Source organism: Agrobacterium tumefaciens (assembly GCF_013318015.2).
Taxonomy (GTDB): Bacteria; Pseudomonadota; Alphaproteobacteria; order Rhizobiales; family Rhizobiaceae; genus Agrobacterium; species Agrobacterium tumefaciens.
This window is the reverse complement of sequence record NZ_CP115841.1, coordinates 594,148-609,777: the sequence shown is the minus strand read 5'-3', so window position 1 is coordinate 609,777 and position 15,630 is coordinate 594,148. Positions and strand designations below refer to the sequence as shown.

Here is a 15,630-nt window from a genome sequence, read left to right as displayed (position 1 = left end):
CTCAATTACTCGAATGCACGGCACATGGAAACATGAAGCGCGGAGATGACGCGAATTTGAGACATCACGCCGCACCGCCCGGCATCCAGGTGCATCGCTATAGCCCTTCCTGTCACTCGGAAAGGTCCATGACCTTGATTTACGTCAAAGGAGACCAGCTGCCATCGGCATTGCGACAGGCCGCACCGCGAACCCGGGTTTCCTTTTCATCGACAGTCAGCGTGTGGGAATATTGCCGGCAATTCTGGTTGCCCACCTGATAGGGCGCATTGGCAACCACCTGGCCGCTGGCATCGTCGCCGGTCCATGTCACCGGCGTACCGACCGGGGCGGTTTCCAGTGCGCGATATTCGGCCTCGAGCGCTTTGGTGCGGTCACCCTTTTCGAGCTGCAGACCGCTTCGTCCGACAATGCCGCCCTGCATGTTGGCAAGGAACGGCGTTGAAGGTTGTGCCGAACCGCCGAACAGACTGCCACCGGCCGAGCGGGTGCCCGTGGTGGTGCAGGCGCTCAGCATCGATACGCACAGGATCGAGAGAAGTGCCGGGCGTGACACCAGCGAACGCATCGTCACGGAGCGGCAGCCATCATACACGTCAACCAAACCCTGTCCTCTTTTCCTTACCGCACCGCGCGTTATATATCGGCATTGAATTTCTTGCCTTTTTTCTTGCCTCACGCAAGCTCTTTCGAGAGGCCAGGCAAAATCAGATCGGCTTTCAGGCCACCTATCCCGCTGCGCGAGAGGGAAAAGTGGCCATGGTACTCAGACACCACTTCGGAAACGATCGACAATCCGAGGCCGGTGCCAGGACGGCTTTCGTCCAGCCGCCTGCCGCGCTTCATCGCTTCGCTTATCTGCCCGGGCTCCAGCCCCGGCCCGTCATCCTCCACGATCAACTCCACCCATGAGCGCCGGCCCATTTCGGGGTCGGAGGACGGGTGAGTGCCGGTCGCAAGCGTGACGACGACTTTGGTCTGTGCAAAACGCGCGGCATTCTCGAGAAGATTGCCGACGATCTCCTCCAGATCCTGCTGTTCCATGCCCAGCACCGCCCCCGGATGCTCGAAATTCAGCTCGAACTGCTTGTCGGGGTTGAGGCGGCGCATGACGCGCACCAGCCGTTCCAGCGCCGGCTCCGCTTCCACACGGGCAAGGATCGAGCCGCGCTGGGCGGCAATGCGGGCGCGCGAAAGATAAGACTGCACCTGCGCCTGCATGGCGTCAGCCTGCGCGCGCACCAGATCGCCATGCTGCGGCTCCAGCGTGCGGGCCTCGTTCAGAAGCACGGCAATCGGCGTTTTCAGCGAATGTGCGAGATTGCCGACCTGCATGCGGGCGCGCTCGACAATGCGCCGGTTGCTGTCGATCAGCGCATTGACTTCGTTCGCCAATGGCTGGATCTCGCGCGGGAATTCGCCTTCGAGGCTTTCCGCCTCCCCGCCCCTGATCTTTCCGAGCGCCAGACGGGCCTGATCGAGCGGCCGCAGACTGTAGAGAATCGCAAGGCCATTGACGACCAGACTGCCGACACCGAAGACGGCGAGCGCCAGATAAAGGCTGTTGGAGAAATTGCGCACATCGTCTTCAACGACATTCAGGTTGCCGGAAACGCGGAAACGCGCCGCACGGCCTTCACCATCCAGCACGACTTCCGTTTCCGCCACCCGGACCTTGTTGCCCGCCTCGTCGGTCACGGCATAAAAACGCTCGTATCTGTTATCGAAGGGAGCATCGATAATGCTCGGCACCGGCAAGGACGCGACGCCGAGCGAAGAGGAGACCAGCGGTGCCGTCTGGAAATTGCCGAGCGGCTCCACCACCCAGTACCAGCCGGTATCGGGCTGCGAGAACCGGAGATCGCCGAGCTGCGGGCTGCCGGCCAGCGTATTCTCGTTCGAAATCGTCACGGAATTAATGACGTTATAAAGCTGCGCCCGCAGAAGATCGGTGAAGCTGCGCTCCACGCCCTGCCGGTAGAGCGTCGAAATCACGACGGCAATGACCACCAGCGCCAGCGCCGACCAGGCGGAGGCGAGAAGAAGAACGCGGGCGGTAAGAGAGCTACTTCGCATCTGCCGGCGCTTGCATCCGGTAACCGAGGCCACGGATGGTCTCGATCAGATCAACCCCGAGCTTCTTGCGCAAACGTCCGACAAACACCTCGATCGTGTTGGAATCCCTGTCGAAATCCTGATCGTACATATGTTCGACCAGCTCCGTGCGCGAGACGACCTCGCCCATGTGATGCATGAGATAGGAAAGCAGGCGGAACTCATGCGAGGTGAGCTTCAGCGTCACGCCGTTGACCGTTGCCTTGGAGGATTTGGTATCGAGCTTGACCGGTCCGCAGACGAGTTCGGACGAAGCGTGGCCAGCGGCGCGGCGGATGAGCGCACGCACGCGGGCAAGAACTTCTTCCACATGGAAGGGCTTGGTCACGTAATCGTCGGCACCGGCATCGATGCCCGCCACCTTGTCGCTCCAGCGGTCACGGGCGGTGAGAATGAGGACCGGCATGGCCTTGCCCGCCGCGCGCCATTTCTCGACGACGGTGATGCCGTCCATCTGCGGCAGGCCGATATCGAGAACGATCGCGTCATAGGGTTCGGTATCGCCGAGATAATGGCCTTCCTCGCCGTCAAATGCCTGATCGACAACATAACCGGCTTCTTTCAGCGCGTCGGTCAGCTGACGATTGAGATTGGCATCGTCCTCAACCACGAGAATACGCATTATCCGCCCTTTCCTTACGTCCCGGCCCGCGCGCGCGTCGCCGGTCATGCTAACTGTGTCGGATTGTTTTCCGATATTTCGGCGATGCGGGCAAGGCTACATCGGCACGCGCATCGTTACCTTGCGCGGGCGCTCGCCATTACCCTGGACGAGAACGGTAACTACACAGGACTGACCGTCACCGGAGGGATAGACCGAAAGAAGCTGACCACCGGTTTCGCGCACCACGCGGGCAACGGCCGCGCCGCAATCGCTTGCAGCCAGAATGTAATGGCCCTGCAAATCAGCCTCGGGCGCCGTGAAACCGGAAAGCCCGGCTGCAAGCGTCGCGATGATGAGAGGTGATGCCATTGCACAAATCTTCCAAAAAAATCGGCTGCGTCTCGAACCGTATTGTGACCGAATATGTAGCGCAAAGCGTCTGAATGGCAAATGAATGCCGCCCCCGACGCTACGACGCACGGCGGGGACGGTATGGGCGCTAGTGGCGTCAACGGATGGCACGTGTTGCCGAAAGGCGGCCGTAAAGTGCGACGAGGCCGCCAATTCCGCCCGCAACGGTCACCAGTCCCTCCGCCAGCTCGCCGTGCAGGCCGGCGGGAAGATCAAGACCAGCGACGCTGAAAAGCGGTGCGAAAACCGCAACCAGGGCGCCCCAGATAGTGCGCGATTGATACCATGCCTTGGTACTATCCATAATCTCGTCCTTTGCGTTGTTTTTCAGGTGGTTGTCAGAGTGGGAGAACGGCGTGCGCCGCCACTCCCAGAGGCACCGCACGGCCGAGCTGACGGACACGCACGGAAATGTGATCCCGCAAGGTCGGGAAATCTGTGAGTTCGTCCGCTTTGGGGTACAGCCAGAAGGGTTCGGAGACCTCTGCCGTGCGTCGAACGGCCTCGCGATCCAGCACCTCCACGCGGTAACGCTCGAACGGCTCTTCCAGCGGTATCTCGCTCGCGTCCCAGCCATCGGCCTCCATCCGGCCTCGGCGCACCCAGCGCAGCAAAATGCCGTCCCTGCGCCGCTCAGCCGCAAGATGCACTGGCGCAAGCGGCGTTTCAGCCCGCAAGCCACCCTCGAAGACAAAAGGACCGGCGGGGGCGCCCGCCATTCCCGCCGCCTCGGCGATCCAGTTCAGCCGCCGTCCGCGTTCGGTCGCGGCAAGACCGAGCGGCTGCACCGCCGCGTCCAGCACCACGACAGGGGTGCCCACCGGCGCGCCAATGGCCAACGCATCTTCCGTCCCGCCAAGCCCACGCAACAAAGCGGAAAGCCGCCAGCGCGCGGGCGCAATTTCCTCTGCGCGCGCGAAAGCGATGATCTCCCAAACACCGTTTGCGGCCCTCACCGCCATGCGGTTCTCGCCGTTCAGCACCGAAAGCTCCGTGGCCGAGGAAAGCTCGCCGGATGGCAGATCGATCAGGATGGTGTTTTGCCGGTCGAAACGGCCGGAGGGGCCTGATGTCAGCGGCATGGCCAACGTGCCGATCATCGCGGGCCGGTCAAGCACGGCGCGCTGCCGGTAGCCTTCCGTGCCTGCGGAGGACGAAACGACGATTGGCCGCCATGGCCGTGCAAAAACGGCAATCCGCGCCGAATTTTCAGACGCCGTGCCGTCATGGCGCGGCAGGTCGAGAAACAGCACCTCCGGGGCAAAACCTTCCGCGCCGTTTGCCCCGCCAACACGACGCTCATCCACAGCGCCCGAAAAAGCAGCGGATGCGGCGGAAAAGGCGCGCGCCTCCACCTGCCGTACAGTACCGTCCTCAATCCGGCTAACCAGGAACCTCCCTGCCGGAGCCTCCGAAAACACATTCTGCGGGAGACGGATGCAATCGCCGGGTTCCAGAGCGATATCTGCGGGCGGCAACGCAAAACGCAGCGTGCGCCGCGCCTGCCTGTTGTCACGCAACAGGGCCTCAGCTGCGACTTCCGCTGTTTCCGCCGGGAGTGCTGCGCTAAGGTCGAGCCGCATGACGCGGCTGCCGGCATTGTCGATACGGCGCGAACGCACGCTCGCCTGCTCGTAGTCCAGCGCCGGATTGAACGAGGTCAGCACGGCCTCTGCGGCGAAATCGCTGTCATGGCCGCGATTTTCCGACCACAGCGGTTCGTCGTCCAGATCGGCCAGCACGGCAGCGTCACGCACTGGCAGAACCGCCGTATTGCGAGAGCGGAAGCGCAGGGTTCCGCCGTCCTCGGCCACATCCACCTGAAACGCCGACATCAACGGCTCCAGGAGGTTGCGGGCCGAGGTCACGTCGCCCTGCACATATCCCGTCAGATCGCCACTGACGGCAGAGACGTCGAAGCCGGAAAATCCATGGTCCGTCAGGATCGCGGCGATGGTATCGGCAAGTGTGGCAGTCCCAAGCCGGCCGTTTAGCCAATGGCCGGTACGCCAGTTGGCCCCATCGCTCCAGGCCGCGCCGTTCTGCGGAAAGGCGGGGAACGGCCGCGCATCCCAGGTCCACATATAGACGCGGTTCGGATCCACCATCGCCGCATCTCCCTTCCCCCTCCAATGGTCGAGATGCGCCTCCAGAAACCGTCGCTGCTGGCTGTCGGCGCGGCTTCTGCGGGAAAAATAGGGATAAGCGTTTTCCGCCGATTTCGGATCGGGAAAGACATTCGGGCGCGTCGCACTCTTGTCCACCGCCGGGCAGCCGAGTTCGGTGAACCAGATCGGTTTCGACCCCGGCACCCATGCGGTTGGCGTCAACTTCTCCGCGCCGCGCACCCGGTCAAAATGGGCATTCTGCCACCAGCTTCGCAGGTCCTTGTAGCGGAATACCCACGGCTTGCCCCTGAGACCATCAGTGATGGGCTTGCGTCGCCGCGCCGCGCGGTCGGCATCGCTGGCGTAATACCAGTCGAAACCCTCGCCCGCCGTGATGGCATAACGGAAGGCGCTAGCATCGTCCGGGCCGCTCATACCATCAGGATTGCCGTTTGTGGCATCCTCGTCGCGCCACTCGGAAAGCGGCATGTAATTGTCGATGCCGATGGCATCGATATCAGGGCTTGCCCACAGCGGATCTAGATTGAAGAACACGTCGCCGGAACCGTCCGCCGGCTGATAGCCGAAATATTCGCTCCAGTCCGCGCCATAGGTCAGTTTCGTTGCCGACCCGACAACGGCGCGCACATCCGCCGCCAGCCGCACCAGTTCCTCCACGAAAGGAAAGGCGTCGTTATGGTCGCGCAGGCTTGTCAGCCCGCGCAGCTCCGAGCCGATCAGGAAGGCATCCACCCCACCCGCCTGCGCCACCAGCGCCGCATAATGCAGCACCATGTGGCGATACCCCTCAGTGCGGTTGCACAAGGTGGAAATCTCCGTGCGCGTGCCTGCACTGCGGTCGGGCGAACCTGCCAGGCCCGGTGCCGGAAAACAGGTGATGCGTCCGCGCCAGCCATAGGCGTCCTGCTCGCCTTTGCCGTAGGGGTCCGGCAGGCCGTTGCCGGCTGGCACATCCATCATCACGAATGGATAAAGGCAGACCTTCAGACCACGCGCCTTGAGGTCGGCTATCGCCTGCACAACGCTTTGATCATCCGGCGTGCCACCATACGCCGGGCCGCCGCCGTGATGGCTGACGAGATGCGCTTGCCCACGCGAAACACCGGCGACGGACCATGCCGCACTTTCCCTGTCGCGACCTGCCACTTCCACACCCGGCAGAATGCGGCATTCGCCCGCGCGCATGTCGGTGCCGAACCAGCTCACCACCAGCGCCACGCTTTGCAGATTGGGGCACAGCGCCTGCAATTCGTCGATCGCGGCCTGCCAGTCGGTCAAGGCCGTCAGGCAATTGCGGTTCATGATGCGACTTTCGCCCATGCCGGTGCGTTCCGAAACCTGCGCCGTGGCGTAACCGTGTTCCGTCGCACCGGGAATGACGGTGATGGCACGGATGGCTTTTTCCAGCCGGCCGACCGGTCGCACCACCTCGAACTGCATCAGCGGAATGCGGTTGCCATAGCTGTCAAGCGGCAGGCGTTCGAACACCACATAGGCCAAACCGCGAAAGGCGGGTGCATTGCCTGCGCCCTGTTTTGCCTCGATCAGCGGATCCGGTAATTGCGTCTCGCTGCCGGGATAAAAGCGCATCTCGATGGCGCTCAGGTCCAGTTCCCGCCCATCGGCCCAGACGCGCCGCACCATGGCCGCCTCGCCCTCGCACAGCCCGACGGCGAGATTGGCGAAATAGCGGAAGGTCTCGACCTTCGGGCCGCGATTGCCCTTGCCGCCACGACGCGTCACCTCGACGCTTTCCTCAAAGCGCGTCGCCCAGATCAGCGTACCGCCGATCCTCGCCGTGCCGTAAAGCCGGTTGATGGCAGCGCCTTCGTCCGCACCCGGAATACGCGCTGTGGAAAGCCGGGCGCCGGACACCGTCCGCCCGTTCGAAAGCAGCGCGCGGTCGACGGCATGGCCTGCCAGCGCGCCAGCCGCGCGGCCGATGATGGCACCCACGGGGCCGAAAACGCCGCCGAGTGCTGCACCCGCCGCCTGAAAGAGAATGGTCGCCATGGTCGCCTCGAAAAATGTCAGGGTTCGGGAAAACGGAAGACGCCGGCAATACGTCGCTTCCAGCAGGGCACCAGCGCCGAGCGCACCACTGCCACCTGTTCATAGGCATGGATGAAATGCTGCGGCCCGGCGAGGATGCCGAGATGTTTCGCCGCTGCATCGGCCCGCCAGCGGAACAGCAGCAGGTCGCCCGGCATAGCCTCTTCCATATCAGGCACCGCCGAAAAATAACGTGTCGCGGCCTCCAGCAGCCGGTCCTCGCCGCCCCGCTCGGCCCAATCTGGTGCGTAGGGCGGCGGCAGTTCCGGTTCCTCGCCGTAAAGCGAGCGCCAGATGCCCCTGACAAGGCCGAGGCAATCGCAGCCAACGCCTTGCAACGACGCCTGATGCCGGTAGGGCGTGCCGATCCAGCCTTGCGCGAGCGCCAGCACTTTTTCTGAGGTACTGCTCATGGAAACAGCGCCTCGCCGTCATGGGTCTGGCCGCCGCTGGCGTAGGAATAGGCGAAATCCGCCCCCGGCAGATGCGGAAAGCCACGAAAGTTCAGGTAATTGGCGAATTTCGCCTTGCAGGTCGCAAAACTCTTGTCGCAACCGGCGATGACGGAAAAAACATCACCCGGCTGCGGCGGTTGCTCCGGAGCGAGCCACAAGGACAGAAGCGTGCCGCCATCGCGTTTCTCGTGGCCGTCGAGATCGAAACCCTTGCCGGCAAGTTGGCCGCTCAGAAACTGCAATTTCCCACGGCTGAAGAAACCATCGGCGAAAGCGTCCAGCCCTGTCACCAGCAGGTTGCCCGCCGCGTCCGTGCCCGCAACGCTGCCGGTGCCGGTAAATCGCTTGAGATCGACGCCGCATCGCCGATCACCAAGGGCGGCATCGCAGCGCCGCCCATAGACCCTGCCCTGCGGCTGGGAAAGACGATGGGCGATGCTGCGCAGCTCGGCACGAAACGCTCCGCCCGCCCGTGTCACCTCGCCGATTTCGCGCATGTTCAGCAGCACATGCTGTTCCGGCACCTGCCAGTTGACGAGGTAAAGCGCCACCTGCGCACCATCGAAACGTCCGGCGGCCAGATCGCTTTCGAAAATCGCCTCACTGGAAAAGCCGCCCGTCACTTCGCCCGCACTCGCGCCAAGTCCGGCCTCGCTGTCGCTGTCACTCGCACCAAAACCGCTTGCGGCCAGGTAGGCAGTACCGGCGAAGGAAAGGGTCCCGTCATGGTCTGTAAAACCGATGACCTCGCCGTCCTTCAGCGTCACTTTCCAGCAATGGCAGGTGGTCGTGGCCTCGCCCGCCAGATGTTCGGCCAAAACGGCAGGAATGGTCTTCATGGCAGGATTTCCATCAATGGAATGGAGGGAATGCGGCCCGCCTCGAAGGCGGTAAGGTTCACGTCGATGCGGTCGATTGCAAATCGCACCGGCACGTCGAATTCGAAACCGGCCCGGATTGCGGCACCGGCAGGCGGCGCCTTACCGGCGCGAAACGTCACCGTACCGGTCACATGGTCGACCGAAAAATCCGACAAAACGGCTTTCACCCCATCGACTGAGATGATGACCGAAGCCTCGACCGGCTTCTCCACCCGCCGGGTGAAAGAACCGCCCGCATCGGCATAGGTCTTCACCAGCTGAAAAGCCGTCGTCGTGCCGTCACCGGTGCCAATCTTCTGGTCGCTTGCAGCAGGTGTCTGGCCCGGCGGACATGATTTGAAATCCACCGGGTCGCGAAACCGAAAGCCATGGAGTTCACCGCGCCGCGCCTCGAAAAAGGACAGCACCTCGTAAAGATCGGCAACGGAGCGAATGCCCGACCCTGCGTCATAGGCGCGTCTGGCATTCTTCCAACGCTGGTTGCGGTTCTCCCGCCCATTGGAAAGGTTGACGATATCGGTTCTCCTTACCGGCCCGCCGCTCACGCCAAGCGCCAGCCTCAGCGGAAACCGCACTTCATGAAATGCCGCCATGTCGTTGTTCCTGGATTCGTTTTGATAGTCTGGGAAAGATGGAAGGGTCACGCTCGACACAGAGGTCTTGCAGGGAGGAGGTCCAATCCGTCACAGGCCGCGCTGGCCACGCCCGACGCTGCGCGCCAGCATGGCGGCGATCTGGCCTTCACTTTTTCTGAAGCTCGCCGCATCCGTCGCCGTCACATTGAAAACGATCTGCGCGCCGCCGCCACCCGCCGGTGCGGCAACACCGAGCGCCCCATCCGAACCACGCTTCAGCGGCAGGATCGCCTCGGCACCCGCTTCGCCCATCAGGCCAAGCCCGCCGCCCATCGGAAAGAAGGCCGGGCTTGCGACCACACCGCCATCGGCAAAGGGCGTGATACTGCGTCCCGGCACCCCGCCATCGGCAAAGGCAAACAGCGAACCGCCGCCATTCAAAAGCCCGCCCACAGCATTGCCGATCATGTTCTCAAGCGGCTTCAGCCCGGCGGAAAGCGCAATGCCGGAGAGCCGTTCGCCAAGCCCGCGCAACACGTCATCCAACCCCTTGCCGCCCGTCACCGCGGCCTGCATGGCAGAAGTCAACGCCGCCCCGAACCGCTCGGAACGCCGTTCGAGATCACCCATCACCTCCGAGAGCGCTTCCGCTTCCTCGCGACTGTCCGCAATCGATACTTCGCCTGCCATCACGCTTGCCTTTCTGATTCAAAACGGAACCGTAGATGTTTGAATTGCCTGGTCGTTTTCACGAAAGATGCCCGTCCCCCAAAATAGCAAACCACACTCACCCATCCGGAAACCGTCGCATCATCGCATCCATCGCCGGGCGGTCGAGGGTGTGGAAAGCGGGGCGGATGCCGCCGGTCATGGCAAAGAATTCCCTTGGCGTCAGCCGCCAGAAGGTTTCGGAGGAAAGCCGCAGCAGGTGGAAACCGGTGTGTATTACCGCCTCCCAGGGAAAAGGACGCGGCGTCAGATCGCCCACCTCACCTGCTGCGGCACTCAAGGGTCCGGCGGCGTGCCCCTCGAACCGGCAAAGGTGGCTGTCAGGAGATCGGCGACGATGGCGGCGTGGCCGGCAACGCCGCCTTCCACCGTGGCTGCGGCCACGTCCTCATCGGAAAACACGTTGCCCGCGCCGCGCAGACCTGCGCCGATCACCCGTATCATATCGGTCGCCTTCATACGTCCGGCTGCGAAACGTTCGGCGAGCGCGGTGAGATCATCGGCCTGAAAGGCGGTTTCGAGTTCGGCGAGAGCGCCGAGCGTCAGGCAAAGAACGCGCCTTTCGCCATCGATCAGCGCCTCGATCTCGCCGCGATGGCGGTTCGCCCGCCCGTAACGTAACCCTTGCGGCATCACAGTGCTCCGAAATTAAGGAAACCGGCCGATTCCAGCGCGGTCTCGAATTGCACTTCGCCATCGTGGCGACCGGAATATTCGAGCGCGACGATCTGGAACGGCCCGGTGATCGTGCCAAAGTCAGGAATGACGATCTGCCAGCCCGGAATGGAGCCGGCGAAAAATGCGCCACGCACCAGCGCATCGCTTGCCTGATCCTTGAAGATGCCCGACGCCGTCAGCGATGCCCGCTGCACGCCGGCGCCGGCCAGAAGCTCGCGCCAGCGCCCGGCGCTTTCGCCGTCGGTAATATCGACCGCCTGCGCGTTGAAGGCCAGACGCTTGGTTCTGAGCCCCGCCACGGTCACATAGGAGCCGGCGTTGTTGAACTTCAGCAGCAGGTCCTTGCCCTTCTGCGCCACCATGGTGTTCTCCCTCTCGTTTCGATTGATGTCGTCTCGTTTGATGTTGCCGGGTCGCAACTGGCCTGCTACCAAAAGCATTCCCGCATCTCGCACCCGCGATTTTCATCATGTCTGATGCCACCCCCTTCACGTCTCGCGCGCGCCTTATCGGCGTGCTTGCGGTTGGGCAGGTCGTCAGCTGGGGCACCGGTTTCGACATGCTGGCCATACTGGGGCCACGCATCAGACAGGAACTGGCCATCGCAAACGAGGTCGTTTTTGCCGGTCTCACCGTCATGATGACGATCAGCGCCCTCTGCGGCCCGCTTCTGGGAAGAACGCTGGTGCGCCGTGGTGCCGCCCCTGTTCTTGTGGCGGGTTCGTTGCTGTTCACGGCGGGTTTTGTCGTGCTCGCCTTTGCGGGCGGCGTGATAAGCTACGTCCTCGGCTGGGTCGTGATGGGTCTGGCCGCGACCTGCGGCCTGACGACGGCGGCCCATACGGCTGTGGTGGAACGTGTCGGCGCGGAAAGTGGCCGGTCGCTGACGCTTCTGATGGTGTTTACCGGACTTTCGGCAGCGGTTTTCCTGCCCGTCACCACCGTCGCAGATCAGCACCTGGGCTGGCGCGGCACCCTTTTGGTATATGCCTGTCTGCAGATATTCGTGCTTCTCCCACTCTATGTTTTTGTCCTTCCCGGACGAAGGACGAGCAATACTCAGGGCACTTCGAAAGGCGCTGCGGTCTCGACATCGCCTGTCGATACGCGGCGCGCCTTTCTGCTTCTGGCGGCAATGACGACGCTTAGCGCCTTCACAGCCTTTGGCTTTTCGCCGCTCCTGCCTCTGCTGCTGGTCCATGCCGGCGCATCGCAATCGCTCGCCGTGCAACTGGCAGCCGTGCGCAGCGTGCTTGCGATCATGGCGCGCGGGCTGGATTTTCTGCTTGGAAAACACGGCAATCCCTTCGTCACCTGCATGATCGGCTTAGGTATGCTGCTCGCATCCTTCGTGCTATTGCTCGTTTTTGCCCCGGCCATGCCCGCTTTCATCGGCTTCATCATTTTCTTCGGCTTTGGCGCGGGCGTGCTCACCGTCAGTCGCGCGGTGTTGCCGCTCGCGGTATTTTCACCGGAACAATATGGCCTTCAGGCCGCGCGTATCTCCCTGCCGCAGAACCTTGCCATTGCCGTGGCGCCCGTCATTTTCACGCTGGCGTTGGATCGCGGCGGGGTGGCGGCCATGCTCACCATCGCCGCCGTGCTGATCAGCATTTCGTTTCTGCTGCTGATCGTGCTCTGGCGCACCGTGCGCAAACAGAATTCCTGAACCGACCCTATTCCGTTACCGCCCTGAAACGCATTTCTGCGAGGAAGTTCCGTGTCTTCGGATCCCGCCGCGAACGGCTGGAGAGAAGCTGCAGATTGACGAGCGAGATACCGACAAGTGGAAAGGTGGCATCGTCGAGCAGGGTTTTCACCCGCCCGGCAATCTCACCCGCGCACCTGCGGCCATTGGCATCGCTCCAGATGTCCAGCGACAGAAAATGTTCTTCGGCCTTTTCCGTCGCCGTCGAGTAATCGCGGCTTTCAAGTTCGCCGATAACGATCAGGGGCAGGATGGCGCGCGGCAAAAGCCGGTCGACGATACCGCCGGGGATGAGCGCCATCAGAGCAGCGTCGCCGGAAAGTTTTGCGAAAATCGCCTGTAGAAGCACATTTGCGGCACTCACGGGCTTTCCTCCTCACAGCGGCAGACGATGAAACGGCGGGTCTCGTCCGGATCCATCACGGCCCGGATCGCCAGAATGCGCCGTCCCTTGCGAAAGCGCATTCCGGCGGCAATGTCGCTGCGCCAGACCAGCCAGACGCGGTGGGTGATTGTTACGCCCTCAGCCGAGGCCCGCTCATGCGAGGCATTCGAAACAGGTTCGATAGCCGCCCAGAGCGAACGCAGGAAACTCCAGCTTTCCGCGGCCCCACCCTGCCCGTCCGGTACCTCACTGCGCACCTCCAGCTCCAACCGCGCCGTAAGCTTGCCGGGGTCGAGAAAAACGAGGTTCATGGCTCAGAGCCCCACACGGCAGAACGGCGACACCAGCCGCTCGTAACCGGCCGGAACCGCTGCGGGTTGATTTTCCAGAGCAACGGCACCGCGGAAGGCGAACATCTGGGCCACATGCATCAGCATGGCGCGTTTCAGCGTATCGGGCACATCGGTTCCCGCCTCACCGTAACCGGCAATGAAGTCGATCTCGATGCCGTTCATCACCCGTCCGGGGGCTGGCGGGTCGCGCAGCCACAGCCGCGCCGGGCGCGCCTCGCCGTCAAGCAATCTGTCGGCGGCTGTGATGTCGGCCGCACGCCCTCGACCGTCAAAAACCAGAATCGTTTCGATGGTTTGCACCGGTCCCTTACCAATCAGAATCATGCCACTCGGCGGCCACCGGTCGAGATAGAGCCGCCAGGTCTGGCGTATCAGGCAAAGTCCTGTCGTACGTTCCAGATGCTCGCGGGCGGTACGGATCAGCGCAGCCAGCAGCGCATCCTCGTCGCCGCCGTCGAGACGCAAATGCGCCTTCACCTCGGCAAGCGTCAGCGGCTCCGCCTGCGGCGGATGAATGAGGGCATAGGTCATGGGGTCTCCGGATATGGGACAGAAAGAATTCCGGCCGAAAGCGTTTGGCGAAAATGTAGCATCCGCACGCCGTCACCCCCGACTTGGTCCGGGGTGACGGGGAAGATTGTGGTCAATTCACCCCGAACTTCACCAGCTTGATCGCCTCGAAGTTCTGCACGCCGCCGCCCACGCGCTTGGTCGTGTAGAACAGCACATAGGGTTTTGCCGAATAGGGATCGCGCAGGATGCGTACGCCGGTGCGGTCCACCACGAGGTAACCGGCGCGGAAATCACCGAAAGCGATGGCGAAGCTGTTTGCCGCGACATTCGGCATGTCTTCGGCCTCCATCACCGGAAAGCCCATCAGCGAGGCGGGCTGCCCGGCGGCCGCGGGCGGATGCCAGAGATAGGCGCCGCTGGTATCCTTGAAGCGGCGCAGCGCCCCTTGCGTCTTGCGGTTCATCACGAAGTTGCCGTTCTGGCGGTGGCCTGCCTTCAGTCCATAGACGGCATCCAGCAGCACATCCATTGGCCCCGCGGAGGCGAAGCCACCCGCAACACCGGTGGCGACATAACCGATATTACCCCAGCTCCAGCTGTCATTGGCGACGGCCGTATAAGAGAGGAAACCCTTCGGTTTGTTGGTACCGTCGCCGGCGATGAACGCCGCTGCCTCCTGTTCGGCAAAGGCAATGTCCACTTCCGAGGCGATCCAGGCCTCGATATCCACGGCCGCATCATCCAGCAACCCCTGGGTTGCGGCAGGCATGGCGTAGAGTTCCATGGTCGGGAAGGAAAGTTCGGAGAGCTTCGGTGTCGTCGTCTCGGGGCGAGCCGCCGTTTCAGAAACCCAGCCGGTGGCAAATCCGCCCGGCGAAAACGGCTTCTTCAGCACGGCAGTGGAAACCTGCCGCACGGTCGCCAGCGACCGGATCGGTGAAATCGCCGTCATGCGGCGGCCGATCTCGCCATCCGTTTCGGTGGGCAGCAGATAACCACCATCGACGCCTGTCGATCCGGCAAAGGCCTTGGCCTCCAGATCGCGCAGCGCGCCCTCCTCACCCCGGCGGATATAGGCCTCGAAGGCGGCCTTGTGCTCATCCGTATCGAGGGAATGCGCCTGCTTGCGGCCGAGCGCCGGGCGCGCTTTCTTGAGCGCCAGATCATCCATGATCTTGCGGTTGTCATCGAGCGCCTTGTCGATGCGGTCGAGCTTGTCGCGGGTCACGACGTCGGACCCCATCTTGCGTTCGATATCGGAAAGCCGCTGGTCGTTGGTGTCGCGGAAGGCCTCGAAGGCCTCCATGAACTCGTCGAAGGCCGCCGTCATCGTATCGGGCACGGCCTTCACCTGCGGCGCAACCGTCATTGCGGCCGGTTTTGTCATCTGGTCTGTCATGTCGCCATCCTTGTTTTCGGAAGTGTTTGGGAGGAAGTCAGCGTTTGAAGGCTGTGTCGAAAAGCGAACGCGCCGCGCGGCGCATGGTGCGCACCAGCTCGGTTTCGCGGTCGCGGAAGAAGCGGGCGTGTTTGACATCCGATACCCGCGCGGACGGCAGCATCGGAAAGGTCACCACAGAGATTTCCCAGAGATCGGCCTCAAGAATGCGCCTGACGCCAGAGCGTGCCGCCTTGCCGGAGCGCCCCTCCTTGCTGGACCGTACCGTGCGAAAACCGATCGAAAGCCCGTCCAGCGCGCCTGTCTTCATCAGCGAATGGACCTCGCGCGAACGGGCGACGCCGGGGGCGAGAACACCTTCCACGTAAAGCCCGCGCTCATCCTCGCGGATGGTGCGCCATGCGCCGATCGGCTCGGCCGGATCGTGCTGGTAGAGCATCCGGATACCGCCCGCACCGCGTTCCTCGATGGAGCGGCGGAAAGCGCCGCGCTCGATCACGTCGCGGCCGAGATCGACCTCGCCGAAGACGCTGGCATAACCGGAAAACGTGCCGTCGCCAGCTATGCCGCGCAGTTCCAGATTGGCGAATTTGCGCGTGGCGGGGCGCGGCCCGCGATAGACGTGCATGGGAAACTCCTGCGA

19 protein-coding genes are annotated in these 15,630 nt (G+C 62.9%); 1 reads left to right on the top strand and 18 read right to left on the bottom strand.

What is annotated here, in order from left to right:
* Nucleotides 1-139 precede the first annotated feature (139 nt).
* The 13 genes from G6L97_RS03050 to G6L97_RS02990 form a co-directional block, all read right to left on the bottom strand.
* Complete coding sequence (locus G6L97_RS03050) at nt 140-568, bottom strand: membrane protein (RefSeq protein ID WP_025592860.1); 429 nt, start codon at nt 566-568, stop codon at nt 140-142.
* Between the two features lie 107 nt (nt 569-675).
* Complete coding sequence (locus G6L97_RS03045; protein WP_003512137.1) at nt 676-2,076, bottom strand: sensor histidine kinase; 1,401 nt, start codon at nt 2,074-2,076, stop codon at nt 676-678.
* Complete coding sequence (locus G6L97_RS03040) at nt 2,066-2,737, bottom strand: response regulator transcription factor (RefSeq protein ID WP_003512135.1); 672 nt, start codon at nt 2,735-2,737, stop codon at nt 2,066-2,068. Before G6L97_RS03040 ends, G6L97_RS03045 begins: the two co-directional genes overlap by 11 nt.
* Before the next feature lie 96 nt (nt 2,738-2,833).
* Complete coding sequence (locus G6L97_RS03035; RefSeq protein WP_003497070.1) at nt 2,834-3,088, bottom strand: hypothetical protein; 255 nt, start codon at nt 3,086-3,088, stop codon at nt 2,834-2,836.
* Between the two features lie 139 nt (nt 3,089-3,227).
* Nucleotides 3,228-3,434: a hypothetical protein gene (locus G6L97_RS03030; protein ID WP_019564069.1), complete on the bottom strand. Its 207-nt coding sequence runs from the start codon at nt 3,432-3,434 to the stop codon at nt 3,228-3,230.
* A gap of 34 nt (nt 3,435-3,468) precedes the next feature.
* Nucleotides 3,469-7,272 carry a baseplate multidomain protein megatron gene (locus tag G6L97_RS03025; protein WP_111783212.1) on the bottom strand — a complete coding sequence of 1,268 codons (3,804 nt, stop codon included), beginning with the start codon at nt 7,270-7,272 and terminating at the stop codon, nt 3,469-3,471.
* A 17-nt stretch (nt 7,273-7,289) separates the two neighbouring features.
* Nucleotides 7,290-7,724 carry a C40 family peptidase gene (locus tag G6L97_RS03020; RefSeq protein ID WP_111783213.1) on the bottom strand — a complete coding sequence of 145 codons (435 nt, stop codon included), beginning with the start codon at nt 7,722-7,724 and terminating at the stop codon, nt 7,290-7,292.
* On the bottom strand, nt 7,721-8,605 hold the full coding sequence (locus G6L97_RS03015; protein ID WP_174002681.1) for a DUF2163 domain-containing protein: 885 nt from the start codon (nt 8,603-8,605) through the stop codon (nt 7,721-7,723). The genes G6L97_RS03020 and G6L97_RS03015 overlap by 4 nt, the downstream gene beginning before the upstream one ends.
* Nucleotides 8,602-9,240 carry a TIGR02217 family protein gene (locus G6L97_RS03010; RefSeq protein ID WP_025592850.1) on the bottom strand — a complete coding sequence of 213 codons (639 nt, stop codon included), beginning with the start codon at nt 9,238-9,240 and terminating at the stop codon, nt 8,602-8,604. The genes G6L97_RS03015 and G6L97_RS03010 overlap by 4 nt, the downstream gene beginning before the upstream one ends.
* 90 nt (nt 9,241-9,330) lie before the next feature.
* Nucleotides 9,331-9,912, bottom strand: a complete 582-nt coding sequence (locus G6L97_RS03005) for a phage tail tape measure protein (RefSeq protein WP_111783215.1) — start codon at nt 9,910-9,912, stop codon at nt 9,331-9,333.
* A 97-nt stretch (nt 9,913-10,009) separates the two neighbouring features.
* Nucleotides 10,010-10,231 carry a rcc01693 family protein gene (locus G6L97_RS03000; protein WP_013635743.1) on the bottom strand — a complete coding sequence of 74 codons (222 nt, stop codon included), beginning with the start codon at nt 10,229-10,231 and terminating at the stop codon, nt 10,010-10,012.
* Nucleotides 10,228-10,584: a gene transfer agent family protein gene (locus tag G6L97_RS02995; protein ID WP_111783216.1), complete on the bottom strand. Its 357-nt coding sequence runs from the start codon at nt 10,582-10,584 to the stop codon at nt 10,228-10,230. The genes G6L97_RS03000 and G6L97_RS02995 overlap by 4 nt, the downstream gene beginning before the upstream one ends.
* Nucleotides 10,584-10,991 carry a phage major tail protein, TP901-1 family gene (locus tag G6L97_RS02990; RefSeq protein WP_003512111.1) on the bottom strand — a complete coding sequence of 136 codons (408 nt, stop codon included), beginning with the start codon at nt 10,989-10,991 and terminating at the stop codon, nt 10,584-10,586. The genes G6L97_RS02995 and G6L97_RS02990 overlap by 1 nt, the downstream gene beginning before the upstream one ends.
* Nucleotides 10,992-11,098: 107 nt before the next feature.
* Between G6L97_RS02990 and G6L97_RS02985 the strand changes: the two genes are divergently transcribed.
* Nucleotides 11,099-12,298, top strand: a complete 1,200-nt coding sequence (locus G6L97_RS02985; RefSeq protein WP_174002679.1) for an MFS transporter — start codon at nt 11,099-11,101, stop codon at nt 12,296-12,298.
* 7 nt (nt 12,299-12,305) lie between these two features.
* Here G6L97_RS02985 and G6L97_RS02980 read toward each other — a convergent pair whose 3' ends face one another.
* The 5 genes from G6L97_RS02980 to G6L97_RS02960 form a co-directional block, all read right to left on the bottom strand.
* Nucleotides 12,306-12,701, bottom strand: coding sequence for a DUF3168 domain-containing protein (locus tag G6L97_RS02980; protein ID WP_111783217.1), 396 nt, complete (start codon nt 12,699-12,701; stop codon nt 12,306-12,308).
* Nucleotides 12,698-13,033, bottom strand: coding sequence for a phage head closure protein (locus tag G6L97_RS02975; RefSeq protein ID WP_065658132.1), 336 nt, complete (start codon nt 13,031-13,033; stop codon nt 12,698-12,700). Before G6L97_RS02975 ends, G6L97_RS02980 begins: the two co-directional genes overlap by 4 nt.
* Before the next feature lie 3 nt (nt 13,034-13,036).
* A complete protein-coding gene (locus tag G6L97_RS02970; protein ID WP_111783218.1) occupies nt 13,037-13,606 on the bottom strand; it encodes a head-tail connector protein in 570 nt (189 codons plus the stop codon).
* A 112-nt stretch (nt 13,607-13,718) separates the two neighbouring features.
* Entirely contained in the window at nt 13,719-14,987 is a 1,269-nt protein-coding gene (locus G6L97_RS02965; RefSeq protein WP_065661220.1) for a phage major capsid protein, read from the bottom strand.
* A 37-nt stretch (nt 14,988-15,024) separates the two neighbouring features.
* Entirely contained in the window at nt 15,025-15,615 is a 591-nt protein-coding gene (locus G6L97_RS02960) for an HK97 family phage prohead protease (protein ID WP_065661221.1), read from the bottom strand.
* Nucleotides 15,616-15,630: the final 15 nt, after the last annotated feature.

Excerpts from the sequence above, each read along its gene's own strand:
- G6L97_RS03025 (WP_111783212.1), bottom strand. The coding sequence starts at position 7,272 with ATGGCGACCATTCTCTTTCAGGCGGCGGGTGCAGCACTCGGCGGCGTT.
- G6L97_RS02960 (WP_065661221.1), bottom strand. The coding sequence starts at position 15,615 with ATGCACGTCTATCGCGGGCCGCGCCCCGCCACGCGCAAATTCGCCAAT.
- G6L97_RS02990 (WP_003512111.1), bottom strand. The coding sequence starts at position 10,991 with ATGGTGGCGCAGAAGGGCAAGGACCTGCTGCTGAAGTTCAACAACGCC.
- G6L97_RS02985 (WP_174002679.1), top strand. The coding sequence starts at position 11,099 with ATGTCTGATGCCACCCCCTTCACGTCTCGCGCGCGCCTTATCGGCGTG.
- G6L97_RS03030 (WP_019564069.1), bottom strand. The coding sequence starts at position 3,434 with ATGGATAGTACCAAGGCATGGTATCAATCGCGCACTATCTGGGGCGCC.
- G6L97_RS03045 (WP_003512137.1), bottom strand. The coding sequence starts at position 2,076 with ATGCGAAGTAGCTCTCTTACCGCCCGCGTTCTTCTTCTCGCCTCCGCC.
- G6L97_RS03010 (WP_025592850.1), bottom strand. The coding sequence starts at position 9,240 with ATGGCGGCATTTCATGAAGTGCGGTTTCCGCTGAGGCTGGCGCTTGGC.
- G6L97_RS02970 (WP_111783218.1), bottom strand. The coding sequence starts at position 13,606 with ATGACCTATGCCCTCATTCATCCGCCGCAGGCGGAGCCGCTGACGCTT.
- G6L97_RS02965 (WP_065661220.1), bottom strand. The coding sequence starts at position 14,987 with ATGACAGACCAGATGACAAAACCGGCCGCAATGACGGTTGCGCCGCAG.
- G6L97_RS03040 (WP_003512135.1), bottom strand. The coding sequence starts at position 2,737 with ATGCGTATTCTCGTGGTTGAGGACGATGCCAATCTCAATCGTCAGCTG.
- G6L97_RS02995 (WP_111783216.1), bottom strand. The coding sequence starts at position 10,584 with ATGCCGCAAGGGTTACGTTACGGGCGGGCGAACCGCCATCGCGGCGAG.
- G6L97_RS03020 (WP_111783213.1), bottom strand. The coding sequence starts at position 7,724 with ATGAGCAGTACCTCAGAAAAAGTGCTGGCGCTCGCGCAAGGCTGGATC.
- G6L97_RS03005 (WP_111783215.1), bottom strand. The coding sequence starts at position 9,912 with ATGGCAGGCGAAGTATCGATTGCGGACAGTCGCGAGGAAGCGGAAGCG.
- G6L97_RS03050 (WP_025592860.1), bottom strand. The coding sequence starts at position 568 with ATGCGTTCGCTGGTGTCACGCCCGGCACTTCTCTCGATCCTGTGCGTA.
- G6L97_RS03035 (WP_003497070.1), bottom strand. The coding sequence starts at position 3,088 with ATGGCATCACCTCTCATCATCGCGACGCTTGCAGCCGGGCTTTCCGGT.
- G6L97_RS02975 (WP_065658132.1), bottom strand. The coding sequence starts at position 13,033 with ATGAACCTCGTTTTTCTCGACCCCGGCAAGCTTACGGCGCGGTTGGAG.
- G6L97_RS03015 (WP_174002681.1), bottom strand. The coding sequence starts at position 8,605 with ATGAAGACCATTCCTGCCGTTTTGGCCGAACATCTGGCGGGCGAGGCC.